At 74.7% G+C, this 17,112-nt stretch carries 14 protein-coding genes; 5 read left to right on the forward strand and 9 right to left on the reverse strand.

Features of this window, described 5'->3' with window-relative positions; translation table 11 throughout:
• The first annotated feature begins 84 nt into the window (after nucleotides 1-84).
• Nucleotides 85-933 carry a helix-turn-helix transcriptional regulator gene (locus AC3IX6_RS01930; protein WP_489368418.1) on the forward strand — a complete coding sequence of 283 codons (849 nt, stop codon included), beginning with the start codon at nucleotides 85-87 and terminating at the stop codon, nucleotides 931-933.
• Nucleotides 934-968: 35 nt separating this feature from the next.
• On the opposite strand, the gene AC3IX6_RS01935 is transcribed toward AC3IX6_RS01930, so the two are convergent.
• Nucleotides 969-1,715, reverse strand: coding sequence for a FadR/GntR family transcriptional regulator (locus AC3IX6_RS01935; protein WP_489368419.1), 747 nt, complete (start codon nucleotides 1,713-1,715; stop codon nucleotides 969-971).
• 159 nt (nucleotides 1,716-1,874) lie between these two features.
• Between AC3IX6_RS01935 and AC3IX6_RS01940 the strand changes: the two genes are divergently transcribed.
• On the forward strand, nucleotides 1,875-2,390 hold the full coding sequence (locus AC3IX6_RS01940) for a gluconokinase (protein WP_489368420.1): 516 nt from the start codon (nucleotides 1,875-1,877) through the stop codon (nucleotides 2,388-2,390).
• Between the two features lie 94 nt (nucleotides 2,391-2,484).
• Nucleotides 2,485-3,882, forward strand: a complete 1,398-nt coding sequence (locus tag AC3IX6_RS01945; RefSeq protein ID WP_489368421.1) for a GntT/GntP/DsdX family permease — start codon at nucleotides 2,485-2,487, stop codon at nucleotides 3,880-3,882.
• A gap of 47 nt (nucleotides 3,883-3,929) precedes the next feature.
• On the opposite strand, the gene AC3IX6_RS01950 is transcribed toward AC3IX6_RS01945, so the two are convergent.
• The 7 genes from AC3IX6_RS01950 to AC3IX6_RS01980 form a co-directional block, all read right to left on the reverse strand.
• Nucleotides 3,930-4,214: a hypothetical protein gene (locus AC3IX6_RS01950; protein ID WP_489368422.1), complete on the reverse strand. Its 285-nt coding sequence runs from the start codon at nucleotides 4,212-4,214 to the stop codon at nucleotides 3,930-3,932.
• Nucleotides 4,211-5,359, reverse strand: a complete 1,149-nt coding sequence (locus tag AC3IX6_RS01955) for a hypothetical protein (RefSeq protein WP_489368423.1) — start codon at nucleotides 5,357-5,359, stop codon at nucleotides 4,211-4,213. The genes AC3IX6_RS01950 and AC3IX6_RS01955 overlap by 4 nt, the downstream gene beginning before the upstream one ends.
• Before the next feature lie 149 nt (nucleotides 5,360-5,508).
• Complete coding sequence (locus AC3IX6_RS01960; protein WP_489368424.1) at nucleotides 5,509-6,768, reverse strand: cytochrome P450; 1,260 nt, start codon at nucleotides 6,766-6,768, stop codon at nucleotides 5,509-5,511.
• 176 nt (nucleotides 6,769-6,944) lie between these two features.
• Complete coding sequence (locus tag AC3IX6_RS01965) at nucleotides 6,945-7,520, reverse strand: protein phosphatase (protein WP_489368425.1); 576 nt, start codon at nucleotides 7,518-7,520, stop codon at nucleotides 6,945-6,947.
• 40 nt (nucleotides 7,521-7,560) lie between these two features.
• Complete coding sequence (locus AC3IX6_RS01970) at nucleotides 7,561-8,424, reverse strand: serine hydrolase domain-containing protein (protein WP_489368426.1); 864 nt, start codon at nucleotides 8,422-8,424, stop codon at nucleotides 7,561-7,563.
• A 119-nt stretch (nucleotides 8,425-8,543) separates the two neighbouring features.
• Nucleotides 8,544-9,479: a DUF4436 family protein gene (locus tag AC3IX6_RS01975; RefSeq protein ID WP_489368427.1), complete on the reverse strand. Its 936-nt coding sequence runs from the start codon at nucleotides 9,477-9,479 to the stop codon at nucleotides 8,544-8,546.
• Entirely contained in the window at nucleotides 9,476-10,639 is a 1,164-nt protein-coding gene (locus AC3IX6_RS01980; RefSeq protein WP_489368428.1) for an agmatine deiminase family protein, read from the reverse strand. The genes AC3IX6_RS01975 and AC3IX6_RS01980 overlap by 4 nt, the downstream gene beginning before the upstream one ends.
• A 256-nt stretch (nucleotides 10,640-10,895) precedes the next feature.
• Between AC3IX6_RS01980 and AC3IX6_RS01985 the strand changes: the two genes are divergently transcribed.
• Nucleotides 10,896-12,671 (forward strand): serine/threonine-protein kinase, encoded by a 1,776-nt coding sequence (locus tag AC3IX6_RS01985; protein ID WP_489368429.1) that lies wholly within the window; start codon nucleotides 10,896-10,898, stop codon nucleotides 12,669-12,671.
• Nucleotides 12,672-12,731: 60 nt separating this feature from the next.
• Nucleotides 12,732-13,463 carry an ATP-grasp domain-containing protein gene (locus AC3IX6_RS01990; RefSeq protein ID WP_489368430.1) on the forward strand — a complete coding sequence of 244 codons (732 nt, stop codon included), beginning with the start codon at nucleotides 12,732-12,734 and terminating at the stop codon, nucleotides 13,461-13,463.
• A gap of 67 nt (nucleotides 13,464-13,530) precedes the next feature.
• On the opposite strand, the gene AC3IX6_RS01995 is transcribed toward AC3IX6_RS01990, so the two are convergent.
• Complete coding sequence (locus tag AC3IX6_RS01995; protein ID WP_489368431.1) at nucleotides 13,531-17,010, reverse strand: S8 family serine peptidase; 3,480 nt, start codon at nucleotides 17,008-17,010, stop codon at nucleotides 13,531-13,533.
• Nucleotides 17,011-17,112 lie beyond the last annotated feature (102 nt).

Consider the following 17,112-nt stretch of genomic DNA (forward strand, 5'->3'; position numbering starts at 1 on the left):
CAGGGGCGCGCCTTCCGTCGGACCGGGCTTCCTGGTACCGGCAGGGCCACCCTCGCGGGCGTCGCCGCGGCCATACTGGGCCCCATGGACGATCTTGCTGGCTTCCTGCGGACCCGGCGCGCACGGGTCGACCCGGCGGCCGTCGGCATACCCACCGACAGCCGCCGCCGGGTCGAAGGCCTGCGCCGCGAGGAGGTCGCGCACCTGTCGGGTGTGAGCGTCGACTACTACGTGCGCCTGGAGCAGGGCCGCGCGACCCAGCCGTCCGAGCAGGTGCTCGACGCGCTCGCCCGCGTCCTCGGCCTCGACGAGACCGAGCGGGAGCACCTCTACCGGCTCGCCCGGCAGCGCCGCCGCCGTGCGAAGGCGCCGGGCGGGCGGATCCGACCGGAAGTGCTGCGCGTCCTCGACCTCGTCGCCGGCGCGCCCGCGCTGATCATGAACCACCGTCTGGACGTGCTCGCCGGGAACGCCCTCGCCGGGCTCCTCTTCGGCCGGCCGATGCCGGGCCTGAACATCGCCCGGAACCTCTTCCTGGAGGAGGCCGAGCGCGGCCTCTACGCGGACTGGGAGCACTGCACCCTCGACGTGGTCGGGCACCTGCGCCTGGCCACCGGCCAGTACCCCGAGGACCCCAAGCTGGCCTCGCTCATCGGTGAACTGGCGATGGGCAGCGAGCGGTTCCGCCGCCTGTGGGCCCGCGCGGACGTGCGCGCCCGCACCCACGGCCGCAGGGCGTACCGCCACCCGCTGATCGGGCTGCTGGAACTGCACCAGGAGAACTTCGGGCTGCCCGGCGAGTCGGGCATGGAACTGCTGGTCCTGTCCGCGGCCCCCGGCACCCCCGCCGAGGACGGACTGCGCCTCCTCGCGGGCCTGGGCGCGGCCGGCACCGACGCCCGTCCCCCGGCGACCGCCCCGGTACGCGACTAGGCCGTCTCTTTCGGATCTTGCCCGGCCCCCGCCGCCTAGGGTGCGAGCACGTCCAGTTCCTCCAGCGCGCCCACCGCGATCTGCCGCGTCAGCGCCTCCGCGCCGGCCGCGTCCCCCTCCCGTACGGCCTCGGCCACCCGTACGTGCAGGGTGACGGCCGCCGGGTCGGGGTCGTGGAACATCACCGCGTGCCGGGTGCGCCCGGTCAGGACCTCGGCGACGACATCGCCGAGCCGCGCGAACATCTCGTTGCCGGAGGCGTTGAGCACGATCCGGTGGAAGGCGATGTCGTGGTGGAGGTACCCGTCGAGCTGGTGGCCGCGTGAGGTGCGGACCATGCCCAGGGCCGCCTCGGTGAGATCGGCGCACTGCTCCGGGGTGGCCCGGAGCGCCGCGAGTCCGGCCGCGACCGGTTCGATGGCCGAGCGCAGCACGGTGAGGGAGCGCAACTGCCGCGGGCGGTCCGCGCCGGCGAGGCGCCAGCGGATGACGCGCGGGTCGTAGACGTTCCACTCCTCGGTGGGGCGGACGGTGACGCCGACCCGGCGGCGGGACTCGACCAACTGCATCGATTCCAGTACCCGGACCACCTCGCGGACCACGGTGCGCGAGGCGCCGAAGCGTTCGGCGATCTCGTCGGTGCGCAGCACGCTGCCGGGCGGGTGCTCCCCCGCCGTGATCGCCAGGCCGATCGTGTCCAGTACGTGGGCGTGGAGCCCTTGGCCGCCCGGCCCGCCCGGCTCGCCCGTTGCGCCCGGTCCGCCCGGCCCTTCAGTGGTCATGGCGTAAGCGTACGGTGACGCCCGGAGAGACAAAAGATGTGACGTTTTACCGAATAGCTCTTGAATAAGTACTACGTAATGCGTTTCAGTGGTGCCCAGGCCTTCCGGGCCGATGTCAACGGGGACAAGTACAACGAAGAAACGAAAACGAGGTGCGCGATGACGCGCGTCATTGTGGTGATGGGCGTGGCCGGGACGGGAAAGACGACCGTGGGCCGGCTGCTCGCCGACGCGCTCGCCCTCCCCTACGCGGAGGGCGACGCCTTCCACCCGGCGGCCAACGTCGCCAAGATGTCCGCCGGCGTCCCCCTGGACGACGCGGACCGCTGGCCCTGGCTGGACTCGATCGGCGAGTGGATGCGCAACCGGGCCCGGGTCGGCGGCGGGGTCATCTCCGCCTCCTCCCTCAAGCGGGCCTACCGGGACCGGCTCCGGGCCGTCACGCCGGACACGGTCTTCGTCCACCTCACCGGCGACCGGCCGCTGATCGAGGAGCGCATGGCCGCGCGCAAGGGACATTTCATGCCCACCACGCTGCTGGATTCGCAGTTCGCCGCCCTGGAGCCGCTCCAGCGCGACGAACTCGGCGTCCTCGTCGACGTGTCCGGAACCCCGGAGGAGATCACCGCGCGGGCGCTGGCCGCCCTGCGCCGCCTCCCGGCCCCGGTCGCGTAACCGCCCGGGCACGCCCCCCGAAGCCCGGAGCCCGAAGCCCGGACCTCGCCCCCGTCCACCCTGCCCCGCACGCAACAACGAAGGAACCGTCACCGTGACCAGTCTCAGCGTCGAGACTCTGGCAGCGGCCGCCACCGAGCCGATCACCTCGGCCGGCAACACCCAGCTGGGGATAGCCGTCCTCGCGGGCATCGCCGTCATCGTCCTGCTCATCACGCGCCTCAAGCTGCACGCCTTCCTGGCGCTGACGCTCGGCTCGCTCGCCCTCGGGGTGTTCGCCGGCGCCCCCCTGGCCAAGACCGTCTCCAGCTTCACGGCCGGGCTCGGCGCCACCGTCGCGGGCGTCGGGGTGCTCATCGCGCTCGGCGCGATCCTCGGGAAGCTGCTCGCCGACTCGGGCGGCGCGGACGAGATCGTGGACACCATCCTGGCCCGCGCCAAGGGCCGGGCCATGCCGTGGGCGATGGTGCTGATCGCCTCGGTGATCGGCCTCCCGCTCTTCTTCGAGGTCGGCATCGTGCTGCTGATCCCGGTGGTCCTGCTGGTGGCCAAGCGGGGCAACTACTCGCTCATGCGGATCGGCATCCCCGCGCTGGCCGGCCTGTCCGTGATGCACGGGCTGATCCCGCCGCACCCCGGGCCACTGGTCGCCATCGACGCCCTCGACGCCAACCTCGGCCTCACGCTCGCGCTCGGCGTGCTCGTCGCCATCCCCACCGTCGTCATCGCGGGCCCGGTGTTCTCCCGGTACGCGGCCCGGTGGGTGGACATCCCGGCGCCCGAGCACATGATCCCGGAGCGGCCCTCGGCGGAGCTGGAGCGCCGCCCGAGCTTCGGGGCGACGGTCTTCACCGTGCTGCTGCCGGTGGTCCTGATGCTGATGAAGGCCCTGGTCGACATCGTGGTCAACGACCCGGCCAACGCGGTCCAGCGGGTCACCGACGTGGCGGGCTCACCGCTGATCGCGCTGCTCGCGGCGGTGCTCGTGGGCATGTTCACCCTCGGCCGGGCGGCCGGCTTCACCAAGGCGCGGCTGTCCGTGACGGTGGAGAAGTCGCTGGCCCCGATCGCGGGCATCCTGCTGATCGTGGGTGCGGGCGGCGGTTTCAAGGCCACGCTGATCGATGTGGGCGTCGGCCAGATGATCACGGACCTGTCCGAGAACTGGGCGATACCCACCCTCCTGCTGGCCTGGCTCATCGCGGTGGCCATCCGCCTGGCGACGGGCTCGGCCACGGTCGCCACCATCTCCGCGGCCGGCCTGGTGGCCCCGCTCGCGGCGGGCATGTCCTCCACGGAGACCGCCCTGCTGGTGCTCGCCATCGGAGCGGGGTCGCTGTTCTTCAGCCACGTCAACGACGCCGGGTTCTGGCTCGTGAAGGAGTACTTCGGCATGACGGTCGGCCAGACCCTGAAGACCTGGTCGGTGATGGAGACCATCATCTCGGTGGTCGGCCTGGGCTTCGTCCTGCTGCTGTCACTGGTCCTCTGACCGACCGCCGCCGCCCGCTCCGCCGCCGCGTCCCCGCCGGTTTCCGGTCAGCCGGTCCGCCGGTGCCTGCCCCGCGTCCCCTCCCGGGACCCGGGGCAGGCCAGTTGGGCCGCCGCCAGGTCGAAGCCGCCCGCCGCGGTGGCGCAGCGGTCGGCCAGGGACTCCACCTCTGCGCGGAAGGCGTCGCCCCCCGGGCCCTGCCAGCGCAGGTCTCCGGCGGCGCGGCGGAGCCGCTCGGCGTGCGAACGCAGGGCGGCCGAGTGGGCGCGCAGGCCCTCGGCCGGGGCCGTCGGGGTCTCGGACCGGGGCGCGGGCCCGGCGGTGTCCGTCACTGGGGCCGCCCCGGAACGTAGACGTCGGGGTGGCCGGGCAGCCGCACGAGGTGGCTGCCGGTGACCCGGCCCCCGAAGGCGGCGAGGGCCGCCGCCGGACCCGGCTCGGGGCCGGAACCCACCCAGGTGACCCGGTAGACGGAGGTGAACTCCCGGCTCGCGGCCAGCCGTCCGGCCGTCCGGGCACCCGGACCGTGGCCGAGCAGGGCGAGTTCGGTGCCGGACGGCACGAGGCGGCGTACGGTCGCGGCCACGTCCCGGACGTGCGCGGCCGGCTCCTCGTACGGGGCGTCCGCGCGGCCGGACTCCGGTGGCGGTCCGGCGAGTTGGAGCACGCACCGCTCGACCTCGTCCGGGCCCACGACCTGCTGGAGCAGGACCGCGCCCGGGGACCCGCCGATCCGGTCGGCATTGCCGCGGTACCCGGCCGGGGTTCCGGTGGTGTCCAGTTCGGCGAGGAGGCGGCTGCCCGGCTCGGAGCAGGCGGGTCCCCGGTCGAAGAAGGCCCGCAGGGCGGCGCCGATCCCGAGGAGCGGCTCGGCGGCGACGGCCCTGCCGGTGGCGACCTGCCAGCCGGCGTGGTCGTTGAACGGGTTGTCGTCGGTCAGCGCGTTCCAGGCCAGGATGTCGGCGAAGGAGGGGTTCAGCAGCGCGAAGGCGGGTCCTTCACCGCGGTGGCGCACGAGCTCGCGGAACGCCCGGACGGCGTCCGCCTGCCGGTCCTCCTCCACCGCGAGGAACAACTCGGCGGCGGCCGGGTCGGCGGACCTCGCCGGGTTACGGGTGCTCTCGGCCCGGATCCGGCCCTTGAGCCCGCACACCGCGAGGCTGACGGCGAGGCTCTCCCGGCCGGTGAAGACCCCCGCGAGCCACCCGGCCCGGGCCACGCCCCGCCCCCGCGCGGCCCAGCCGAGTCCGTCCGGGTCGGCGAGGGCGCGCAGCAGCGTACGCCAGGCCGCGCGGCGGCGGCTGCCGCGGCCCAGCGCGGTGACCGGCAGCCGGGAGCCGAGGGCGAGCCGGGAGGCGTAGCGGGCGGCTTCGCCGACGGCGTCGGCCGCCTCGGCCAGTTCCCGGCACAGGGCGCCCAGTTGATCGGCGTCCGGGTCGGTGGTCGCGGAGGTCCCGGGGGTCGCGGCGTCGGACATGGATTCCTCGTCGGGTCGGATGAACATCGGGCAGGACGGGGCGGAACGAACAGCTCGGCAGACAAGTAGGCAGGCAAACAGGCTGGCAGGCAGGGCGGGCGGGCCGGATCCGTGGCACCGCCGGGGTGCGGGCGGGGCCGGTGGTGGGGTCAGCGGCGGGTCAGGCGCAGGCGGATGCCCTGCGGGTCCAGGGCCGCGGGGAGCGGGCCGTGGGGGTCGAGCACGGGCCGGACGGACCGGACCCGGTGTCCGCGCAGCACCTCCGCGCAGAGCGCCGCGGTGACCAGCAGCCCGAGCTGTTCACCGGGGCAGCGTCCGCCGGCATGGCTGAAGGGGGCCATCCGGACGTCCCGGTCCGCTTCGCGCGAGGCCCACCGGCCGGGTACGAAGACGTGCGCGGCGGGCACGTGTTCGGGGTCGCGCTGGTGGAACAGCACGGGCAGCACCACGCAGGTCCCGGCGGGATGCCGCACGCCCCGCCATTCGGTCTCGGCCCGGGTGATCCGTATCAGGTCGGGCACGGCCGGATAGAGGCGCAGCGATTCCCGGACGCAGGCCCGCAGCCGGGGCAGCGCGCCCTGGGCGGCGCCCTGCGCCCATCCGGCGGCCCGGGCCTCGGCGGCGACGGCGTCCTGTTCGGCCGGGTGCGCGCCGAGGAGCAGCAGGGTGCGCAGCAGGACGCCGGGGACGAGGTCGAAGGCCGCCAGCCACTGGCGGACCTGCCCGACCGGGTCCGGCCCGACCCGGTCCGGCCCGACCGGCCCGCAGCAGGGCTCCGCGTGGCGGCGGGCCCGCCCGATGAGGGTGTGCGGCTCGGCGAGCTCGGCGTACGCGGCGATGCGCGCGCCGGCCCTCTCGTGGAAGCGCCCGAGCCGGCGGCCGAGTTCCGCGTCCTCCGCGGCAGCGTCGCCGAGGACGATGCGCCGGGCCGCGCGGGCCACGGAGTGCCGGACGCGGGCGAGTTCGAGGGAGCCGCCCGCCGTCAGGCGCCGGGCCTCGTCGGTGAGGACCGAGAGGATCGCCCCGCACGAGGGGTGCACGGCCAGCCCCGCGGCGAGCACGGAGTCGTCGACCGCGCGCCGCTCGGCGTGGAGCCCGGCGTGGGCGCAGCCGTCCGGGCCGGCGGCGGGCCGGACCGCGGAGCCGACGGGTTCGGCGTAGAACTGCCGGATGTCCTGCGGATCGAGGATGAGCAGGACGGTGCCGGTCAGCCCCCGTACGAGCACGGGAGCCCCGCCGTGCCGCTCGCGCAGCGCCCGCAGGGTGGCTGCGGACCAGCGGGGCCGGTCCGGGCCCGCGTGCCCGCGCACCGCACGGGGGCGGGCGCTCACGAAGCCCCGTACCAGGGCGGGCAGGGTGTGGGCGGCGGCGAACCGGGCGCTCTCGCCGCGCCCCGCCCGCGCCGTCATACGGGCGCCTCCGCGGCCGGGGCCGGTGGCGTGCGCGCATCGCGGGCGGTCTCGTGGGCCGTACGCATGTGTGTACCTCCGCGCAGCCTGGAGTCGACGTTCGGTGATCTCGCGCTCACCGTACGTCGACCGTCCCGGGTCCGCGCTCCGAGGACCACGAGGGGGGTACGGGCGGGCTACGGACGGGCCGGGGTGCGCGGTTCGGGGTCGGGACCGGAATCGGGGCCGGAATCGGGGCCCGCACCGGGATCGAGGTCGACGAGCAGCGCGGCGACCTCCGGACCGGCGGCGAGGTAGTCCGTGAAGGTCTCGTTGTGCAGGGCCCAGGGGGAGCGTCCGAGGCGGACGAGGCCGATGGCGGCGGCCGGTGCGAGGCCGCCGTCGACGAGGCACTGGGCGACGACCAGGCCGGAGCGGTTGTAACCGGAATGGCAGCGCACCAGGATCCGCCGTCCGGCGTCGAGGGCCGCGCGGGCGGCTGCGGCGAGGCGGAGGACGGTGTGCAGCTGCGCGCCCGTGAGCGGGGCGTCGGGCATCTCGCCGACCAGGTGTTCCACGACCGGGTCGGGGCCGTGGCCCGGGCGGGTGAAGAGGCTGATGACGAGGTCGAACTCGGCTCCGACGACGACCGGCCGCAGCTCCCCGGCCGGGTCGGTCCAGTAGTGGCCGCCCATCCACAGGCCGGGGGTGATCTCGTCCCAGGGACTCTGCGGACCGGGTACGTCAGGGTCCTTCTGCCGGGTCTTCTTCATCGAACTCCGAAGATACAACGGCGTTGCACCGGATCGGAGTTCAGGCGAAGACCGCGTCACGGAACGCGGTACGGAGCGGGGCCGACGGGGCGGCGGGGAGGAGGGCCGCCCAGCGCCGCCCGCGCGGGGAGATCCACAGGGCCGGGCCGTCGCCGTGGGACCAGGAGCCGTGCGCGCCGGGGTGCCAGAGGAGGCCCCGGGCGGGTAGCAGTTCGCCGGTGCGGATGCGGAGCGACTGCGCGGTCCAGGCCGGGCTGACGGGTCCGCCCGCCGGGGCGAGGAGGTGGCTCAGGAACCGGCCGAGGTCGGCGGCGGACGCGCGCAGGGTCCCGTCGGGGGCGAATCCCGTCCGGGTCATGCCGAGCGGTGCCCAGATCCGGTCGGCGGCGACCCCCGCGAGGGGGCTGCCGCACAGCCGCTCGGCGAGCCCGGTGAGCGCGGGCGACACCCCGGGGCCGTGGGTGAGCAGATGGTGCGCGGTGGTTCCGGCGGGCAGGCCGTCGCCCGCCCCGTAGGCGGTGAGCGGGGTGTGCAGGGCAAGCTCCCCCGCGTCCACGAGCATCCCGATGACGGGCCAGACGGCCAGCACACCCGCCAGCCCGCTCGCATCGGGAGCGGCGGCCGGGCCTCCGGCCGGGGCTTCGGCCCCGGCTCGATCGCCGACCTCGGCTCGACCGCCGGCCCCTACGTCGGCCTCCACCACCGCGTCCGGGCCGTCCGGGCCGTCCGCGCCGCCGACGGCCCAGCCGGCCCCGGGGTCCGCGTCCCGAACGAGTGCCGCGATCCGTACGAGTGCCGCGATCCGGTCGACGTCCCCGGCCGGAGCGCGCCGCGTGACCGGCTCGCGCGGTCCGGCAGGCCCCGTCTGGTCGGCCTGTCCGGCCCGGTCGCTCTGGAGCGTCATGCTCAGCACGGTACGGCGCCCGCGGCGCCCGTCCCGCGCGTCGCGCGGTCCGGCCGCGGCGGGCCACCCGAATGCCCCCGCGGCCGCCCGGCACCGGCGTCCCGGTACCGCCCGCCGGGCTACCGGGCGGCGCCGGGCCCCGGACCCTCCACCGGAGGCTGCGCCTCGGGCCCGCCCGCCCCCTCGGCCGGAGGCTCCGCGCGGGACTCGACCCTCATCCCCATGACCACCACGGTGATCAGGCAGAACGCGATGAGGATCTCCGCCCAGAGGAAGGCGAGGTAGTCGAGCAGGCAGCCGATCGGCGGTGTGCCCGGGGCGGCGTTGCGGAAGGCCGCCAGCGCGAACAGGGTGGCGGCCATCCAGCCGAGGGCGGGCCAGGTGAGCCCCTTGCGCCGGGTGACGAGGAACCAGCCGCCGATGAGGACGGACACGGCCAGCGCCCACATCGCGATCATCATGAACACCGCGAACACGAGCACGCTGTTGGAACGGGCCAGCCCGACGTCGAGGACGACCTCGCCGCCGCTCGTCGTCGAGGCCCCCACCGTGGACGTGAAGAGCACGTCGTTGTTGGAGAACAGGACCCGGACCGGGACCTTCTTCTCGCCCAGTACGGCCCCGAATCCGATGTCCGCCCCGTAGGTGTCGAACGGGTAGTCCGTGACGGAGCCGTCGTCCAGGGCCACCGCCACGTCCCGGCCGGCGATGCGCTGGTGGGCCTTGAAGGTCAGGTCGTCGCGGGTGGCCGCCGAGGTCTGGAGGGTGAGGTCCTCCACGGGTGCGACCCCGTCGGGCTCGGCCAGCGCTCCCCTGGGCGTGACCAGGACCCGCAGCACCAGTTCGCGCCCGGCGGCGTCGACGCGCTGGATCGTGGCCTCGACGTCCACCCGGTCCGGATCGGCCCGTCCCGTGGTGTGGACGGTGTCCTGGGCCTGGCGTTCGCCGAACTGCAGCCAGGCCCCCACGCCGACCGCCGCCACGATGACGAGCAGGAGCAGTCCCGGGAGCAGGGGGACGCGCCGCCCGGACGGGCGGCGCCGCACTGCGCTCACGCGGCGGGCTTGCCGGGCTGGTCGTGGGTCGAGCAGTGGATGCCGCCGCCGCCCGAGGCGATCGTGTCGATCGTGACGGGGACGACGTCCCGCTTGGGGAAGTGCTCCTGCAGGATGCCGCGGGCCCGGTCGTCGGCCTGGCGGTCCCCGAACTTCGGCATGAAGACGGAGTCGTTGGCCACGTAGAAGTTGGCGTAGGTCGACACGAAGTCGTCGCCCTCGCCGGTGATCTTGTCCAGGTCGGGCTGCGGCAGGTCGATGATCTCGAACTTCCGGCCGCGGGCGTCCGTGGCCTTCGACAGGACCGCCTTCGCCTGGTCCGCCGAGCGGGACCAGGAGTCCTTCGGGGTGTTCGGGTGGGCGCGGTCCAGCAGGACGACGCCGGGGGCGGCGAACCGTACGAGGCTGTCCACGTGGGCGTCGGTGATGTCCTCGCCGCGTACGCCGGCCAGCCAGACCACCGTCTGCACGCCCAGGGTCTGCTTGAGCTCGGCCTCGATCTGGTCCCGGCTCTTGCCGCGGTTGCGGTTGTCGTTGACGATCGAGCTCTCGGTGATCAGCAGGGTGCCCTCGCCGTCGGTCTCGAAGGAGCCGCCCTCGGCGACCAGCGGGGCCTGGACCCGGGGGATGCCGTACTTCTGGAGCAGGAGCCGGCCGACCTGGCCGTCGTTCTTGTGCTCCTGCTTGTTGCCCCAGCCGTTGAAGTTGAAGTCGACACCGATGACCTTGCCCTCCTCCTCGACGAAGACGGGAACGGTGTCGCGGGCCCACAGGTCGTCCACGGCCAGCGGGATCACCTCGACCTCGGAGCCGCAGGCCTTCTGCGCCGCGGCCACCTGCTCGGGCCGGGCCATCATGATGACCTCCTCGTACCCCCCGACGGCCCGGGCGATCCGCGCGATGTCCTCGCGCACGGAGCGCAGGTCCTCCATCCAGACCGCGTCCAGGGCGGGCCAGGCCATGAAGGTGCGGGTGTGGCTCTCCCACTCGGCGCCGAGCCGGCGCGCGGTGGCGGCCGGGGACGGCTGGGGGGTTCCGTCGGGGGCGTTGGAGCGCGGGGCGCTCTGCGAAGGGCCGCAGGCGGCGGCCCCGAAGGCGAGGGCGCCGAGCCCGGCGAAGGTGCGGAGGGCGGTCCGGCGCGTGGGGGGCAGGTGGGACACGGGAGGGCTCCGATCGAGGGCCGGCAGGACGACTGCGTCCGGCCGGGACGGGCGCGGGAGGCACGGCACGGGCCGACCGTCCCGGGCCCCTGAGACAAGGGTGCGCCCTCCGTCCGCGAAGGGCCGTGACGCGGAACGGGTGGTGCGGGCGCGTGTCGCCCACTCTGGCACTGACTGAAAATTCAGTCAATTCATGGCACGATGTGCGCGCAGGCCCCTGCCACGTCTCGCCTCGCATCGTTGAAAGAGCCACCGCATGTCCGAACAGCACTCCGGCGCACAGCCGGCCCGTACGGCACTGTCCGCAGACGATCCCGCCGAGATCGGCGGCTACCGCCTGCACGCCCGGCTCGGCTCCGGCGGCATGGGCGTGGTCTACCTGGCCCATACGCCCGGCGGCCGCCCCATCGCGCTGAAGGCCGTCCGCAGGGAGCTCGCCTCCGATCCCGAGTTCCGGCGGCGGTTCGCCCAGGAGGTGGCCAGCGCCCGCCGGATCCACGGCCTGTTCACCGCCCAGGTGATCGACTCCGGGGTCGAGGACCCCACGCCGTGGCTCGCCACCGCGTACGTGTCCGGTCCCTCGCTGCACGAGGTCGTACGGCGGCACGGGCCGCTGCCGGCCCGCACGGTCCTGCTGCTGCTCGCGGGCATAGCCGAGGCGCTCCAGGCCATCCACGGGGCGGGCGTCGTCCACCGCGACCTGAAGCCGGCCAACGTGCTGCTCGCGGGGGACGGCCCCCGGGTGATCGACTTCGGCATCGCCCGGGCGGCCGACGCCGCCGCACTGACCGGTACGGGGCTGCGGATCGGCACGGCGGCCTTCATGGCGCCCGAGCAGGCGCTCGGCCATCCGGCGACGCCGGCGACCGACGTCTTCGCGCTCGGCACGCTGGCCGCGTACGTCGCCTGCGGGATCGCGCCCTTCGGGAACGGGCCGGAGTCCAGCGCCCTCTACCGGGTCGTCCACGAACATCCCGACCTCACCCGGGTGCCGCACGAGCTGTACGGCCTGGTCTCGTGGTGCCTCGCGAAGCGTCCCGAGGACCGTCCGCGGCCGGCCGAACTGATCGCCTCCGTGCGGGCGCACCCCCTGGTCTGCGGGCAGCCGGAGTTCACCGACGGCTGGCTGCCCCGGCAGGTCCGGGAGGAGCTCGGCGGAGGCGGGGGCGGCGGCGCGGGTGCAGGCGGTGGCACGGCCGGGGGCGACAGCGCCCGGACCGCCCCCGCGCCGTTCCGGGCCACCAGGACGGCCACCGCGCTGCCGGACCCGGCGGGCATCGCGCCGTACTCCCCCGGGACGGCCTTCCCCGGACCGCGCACGGATTCCGGAGCCCGGCCCGACGGACAGCCGCCGGCGCCCGCATCCGCGCCGGCCCCTGCACCGGTCCCTGCACCGGTCGACGCACCGGTCCACGCACCGGCATCCGGCCCCGGTCCGGGCCACGGCAGGCCGGCCCGGAGGCGGCGGCTTCCGCTGCCGGCGACCCTCATCGTGGCCGGCACCCTGCTCGCCGCCGCCGGAGCCGTGTACTACCTGGACGACCCCGCGGGCGAGGCCCGGAGCACCGACGGCCGCGGCCCCGTCACCGGCCCCACGGCCTCCGCATCCGCCCCCGCCACCCCCACACCCGGTGCCGCCCCGGCCGACCCGGCCGCCGGGTACCTGCCCGGCTACGCGAAGGCCAGGCTCACCGCCCCCGACTCCGGGTACGAGTTCGACCTGAAGGCCGGGAAGGTGGTGCCCGCGGAGACGGCCGCCTGGTACCTGGCGCACGACGGCCAGGCCCTGGTCCCCTCCGAGGAGTCGGACTCCTTCGTCTCCGACTCCGACTCCGGGGAGCTGACCGTGGCCGCCTGCCTCCACGGCATCGGGACCCGCCCGGCCGCCGACCTGCCCCTCGCCGCCCTCGCGAAGGCCCGGCCGTTCTGCGTGCGCAGCCCGGACCGGACCGAGCTCGCGATCGCGAGACTGGCCGAGGCCCCGGCCGGCGGCTCCGTCACGATCCTGGTGGACCAGTACCGCCGCGGCTGACGCCCCGTCCGGCTCCGAAACCCGGATGACGCGGGACCGGACCCCCGGCAGGATCTCCGCATGACCCTGCTGCTCCCGCCCCGTGTCACCGCGTCCGCCGCCCGGCTCCGGGACACGGCGCGGGCGCGCGGGCTGGCCACCGTACAACTGGACGGCTTCGCCGTGCCCGAGGGCCTGGAGGCCCGCCATCTGCACGCCGGGCCGCGGTTCGCCGATGCCGTGGCCCCCGGGCTCGGGATCGGTCTGCTGGAAGCGCCGTCCGACTGGCTGGCGCGGCTGCCCCGGGAGTTCACCGGCCGGGAGGTCCGGCTGATGCCGATCCGTGAGGCGTACGGGCTGCGCAGGCCCGTATTCGTGAAGTCGCCGAACGACAAGGACATCCCGGCACTCGTCTACGCCGACGGCTCGCGCCTGCCGGGGCCGGACGCGGTGGATCCGGGGACGGAGGTGCTGGTCAGCGACGTGGTCCGGTTCACGGCGGAGCACCGCGTGTTCCTGCTCGACGGGACCGTGCACACGGCGAGCCGCTATGCCGAGGACGGCCGGCTCAGCCCCGGCCCGGCCCCGGCCGATGCCCTCGCCTTCGCGTCCGGACTGCCCTTCTCCACCCTCCCGTCCGCGATCGTGGTCGACGTGGGCCTCGCCGGCGGCCGCTGGTCGGTGATCGAGGCCAATGCCGCGTGGGCCAGCGGTACGTACGCCTGCGACCCGGGGCGCGCCCTGGACGTGGTCCTGCGCGCGGCGGCCCCGCTCCCCTCCTTCGCCGGCCGCGACCGGAGGTTCCTGCGCTGACCCCGGGCCTGAACGCACGGGGGCGGGGCACCCGGAGGTGCCCCGCCCGTCGCGCTGTGGCCCGGGGTCAGGTCTTGTCGGGGCGGTCCGTCACGCGCAGGGAGTTCAGCAGGGGTTTGCCGAAGCCGGTGTGGGTGACGAAGCGGACGTTCAGGACGCCGTCCGTGACCGTGACCGTGTAGGTGCGGGTCAGGGCCGTGTACGGGCCCGCTTCCAGGGCGATGTCCAGGGAGGGCAGGACCTGGGCGCCTTCCGCCAGGACGTCGAAGACGCGCTTGTTCGGCTTGGTGGAGGAGAGTTCCGCGAAGCCCAGTTCCACGGTGTAGGTGCCGTTGGGGACGTTGTCGAAGCGGTATTCGTACATGCCCTCACGGGCGTTGCGGAAGAGCTTCTGGTCGTCCGTGCCCGCGATCGTGCGGCTGGTGGACTGGGACGAGGCGTTGCCCTGGTAGCCGTACGAGCCCGTCGTGTACTTGCGGTCCGGGGACCAGCCGTCGCCCAGCGAGTCCGTGCTGGAGCCCGTGGAACCGGCGTCCAGGGCGACCTGGTAGCGCGGGACGACGAGCTTGACGGGGACGGTGAGCACCGGGGTCCGGCCGCTGGCCGAGGTGATCTTCAGGTCGGCCGTGAGGACGGTGCCCGGGGTCAGGCCCGTGGTGTCCACGACCAGGGTGAGCGGGGCCTTCCCGCCCGTCGGGAGGTCCCCGGAGCCGGGGGTCACCGTCAGCCAGGCCGCGTCCTCGGCCGCCGTAAAGGCCGTACCGAGACCGGGGTTGGCGAGGTCGAGGGTCCGGGTCCGCTTCTGGCCGGGCGGCAGGACGAGCTCCACGGCCGGTTTCGCCGGGGTGACCTTGCCGGTGCGCAGGGACCGGGTCACCTGGGTGACGTCGGCCGCCTTGACGTCCACGGTGGCCGCGGCCGGCTCGTACTGGGCGGCGGTCAGGGCGAGTTCCCGTGCTCCCGAGGGGCTCTGGACCACGTAGCCGCCGTCGGCCGCCGTGGTGGCGGAGACCGCGGTGGCGCCCGTGCCGATGGTCACGGTGGCTCCGGCGACCCCGTTGCCGTCGTTCGCGTCGAGCACGCGGCCCGCCACGACGCCGCTCCTGGTGGTGCGGAAGGAGACGGACAGGCCGTCCGTGATCACGGGCGTGTTGAAGGAGTACCGGTAGGCGTCGGTGCCGGTGGCGTTCTCCACGCCGACCGTGGCGGTGGAGCCGCCCTTGATGCCGGTGCCGCCGGTCCCCTGGTAGGAGTAGCGGACGGTGCCGTCCTCGCCGATGGCCGCCGAGAAGGAGAACTTTTCGGACTGCGCCGACCAGTGCGACACCTCGCGCCATTCGATGACGTAACTGCGGTGCGGTGCGGTGCCGGTGACGGCCGTGAAGACTCCGGAGCCGCTGCCGGCGGCGCCGACGACCAGGTCGTCCCAGAACGGGTACAGCGCCGCGTTGGGCGTGGCCGTGCTCGGGATGTCCCCGTTGACGTCCCCGGTGTTGTTGCCGCCGAGGCTGACGGTGCCGTTCGTGCCGATCCAGGCCTGCGCGTACGTCTTGCCGTACAGCGGCAGCGGGAAGGGCAGGTCGACGCGCTCGGTGGTGTTGTCGCCGGTCAGCGCGAGCCGCCGGTCGCCCGGCTGGTACGGGGTGCCGTTCGAGGCGGCGCAGGCGTAGCCGTAGCCGTCGGTGCGCTCGGGCAGGTTGACGGCGACGGTGGTGTCACCGGCGACGGTGACCGCGGCCGCGCCGGCGGTGAGGCAGCGGGAGGAGTGGGTGGCGTTCACGGTGTAGGTGCCGTGGGGCAGGGTGACCTCGAAGCGGCCCTGGGCGTCGGTGGTCGCGGTCACCGGGGTGTCCGCGACGCTCACCGCAGCGCCGGCGACCGGGCCCGCGGCCGAGGCGACGGTGCCGGTGAGCTTCCCGGAGTCCGCCTGGACGAGGTCGATGTCACCGGTGGCGGTGGCGTTCTCGGTCACCGCCACGGTCGCGCCCTGCTGTCCGTAGCCGAACTTCGAGGCGGTGAGCGCGTACGAGCCCACGGACAGGGTGGGGAAGCGGTACGTGCCGTCGGCCGCGGTGGTCGCCGTGCGGTCGATGGGGCCGTCGGCGACGACCTTCGCCCCGGCGACGGGCTGCCCGCCGGAGCGGACGGTGCCCGCGAGCGCGCCGAGGGCTCCGCGCGGCGCGGAGGTCACGGCGGCGAGCACGTCGAGCTTGCCCTCGCCGAAGACGTTGTTGTCGGCGGCGGTGCCGCCGCACTGCGCGCTGTCGGTGTCCAGCGCGGTGCCGTCCAGCAGTGCTTCGGTCTGCGCGACGTCGCCTTCGAGGGCGGGTGCGGCCGACCAGAGCAGGGCCACGGCCGCGGCGGTGTGCGGGGAGGCCATGGAGGTGCCGGAGAAGGACTCGTATCCGCCGCCGGGGACGGAGGAGCGGACGTTCACCCCGGGGGCCGCGATGTTCGGCTTGAGGATCCCGCCGGGGCCGGCTCCGCGCGAGGAGAAGGAGGCGATGGCGCCGTTGATGTCGAAGGCGCCGGAGCTGTAGGAGCTCGCGTAGTCGCCGGGCGATCCGCTGGTGGCGCAGCCGGGTCCGGAGTTGCCGTTGGAGAAGGCCGGGAAGATGCCGGCGGCCCGCCAGGTGTCGACGATCTGCTGGTACCAGGTGTCCGCGCCCGGGCCTCCCCAGGAGTTGTTGACGATGTGCGGGGCCAGGTCGGGGCGCGGGTTCTGGCCGTTCAGGTCGGTCGGCGCGACGATCCACTGGCCCGCGGCGAGCAGCGAGGCCTCGGAGCAGGAGTTGCTCTCGCAGCCCTTGGCCGCGATCCACTTGGCTCCCGGGGCGACGCCGGTCTTGTTGGCGCCGCCGTCGTCGCCGACCATCGTGCCCATGGTGTGGGTGCCGTGGTCGTTGTTGTCGCAGGGGGCGGCGGTGGCGCAGACGCCCGCCGGGTCGAACCAGTCGTAGTTGTGGTCGTAGGACCCGTCCGCGGCCCGGCCGCGGTACTGGTTGGCCACGGCCGGGTGGGTGTGGTCCACGCCGCTGTCGATGTTGGCGACGACGATGCCCTCGCCGCGCACGCCGAGCTGGTCCCAGACCTGCGGCGCCTTGATCCGGTCCACGTTCCACTCGACGGCGTCGGCCGCCGTCTTCTCCCGGGTGCCCTCCGCGGGCTTCGCCAGGGCGATCCGGTCGTCGGCGTCGATCCGGGCGACCTCGGGGCGCTGGGCCAGGGCGGTGGCGAGCTTCTCGGTGCCGACGACGCGGACCGCGTTGACGATCCAGTACGAGGTGTACTCGGCCTGCGTGCCCTGCAGGGCCTTGATCACCTCGGTCTGGCTGCGTGCGGCCTGCTCCTTCTTGAGCCGCAGCACCGTCTCGGCCTTCGCCGCGCGGGTCGGCTGCGCGGCCGCGGCGGTGAGGTCGGCGGCGCTGTCGAGGTAGACCCAGAAGACGGCCTTGGCGGAGCCGTCGAGCTGGGCCCGGAGACTCGGCTCGATCTTGCGCTCGGCCGCGCCCGGGCTGGGGGCCGGATCGGGGGCGGCCGCGGCCACGCCCGCGCCGAGCGGCAGGAGCAGGGCCGCGGTGAGGGCGGCGAGCCCTGCGCGCAGGGGTCGTAATCGTGCTCGGGAGGATCGTCGGCTGTCGCTTGGGGC

The sequence above is a fragment of the Streptomyces sp. GL_141 genome, from assembly GCF_057834385.1.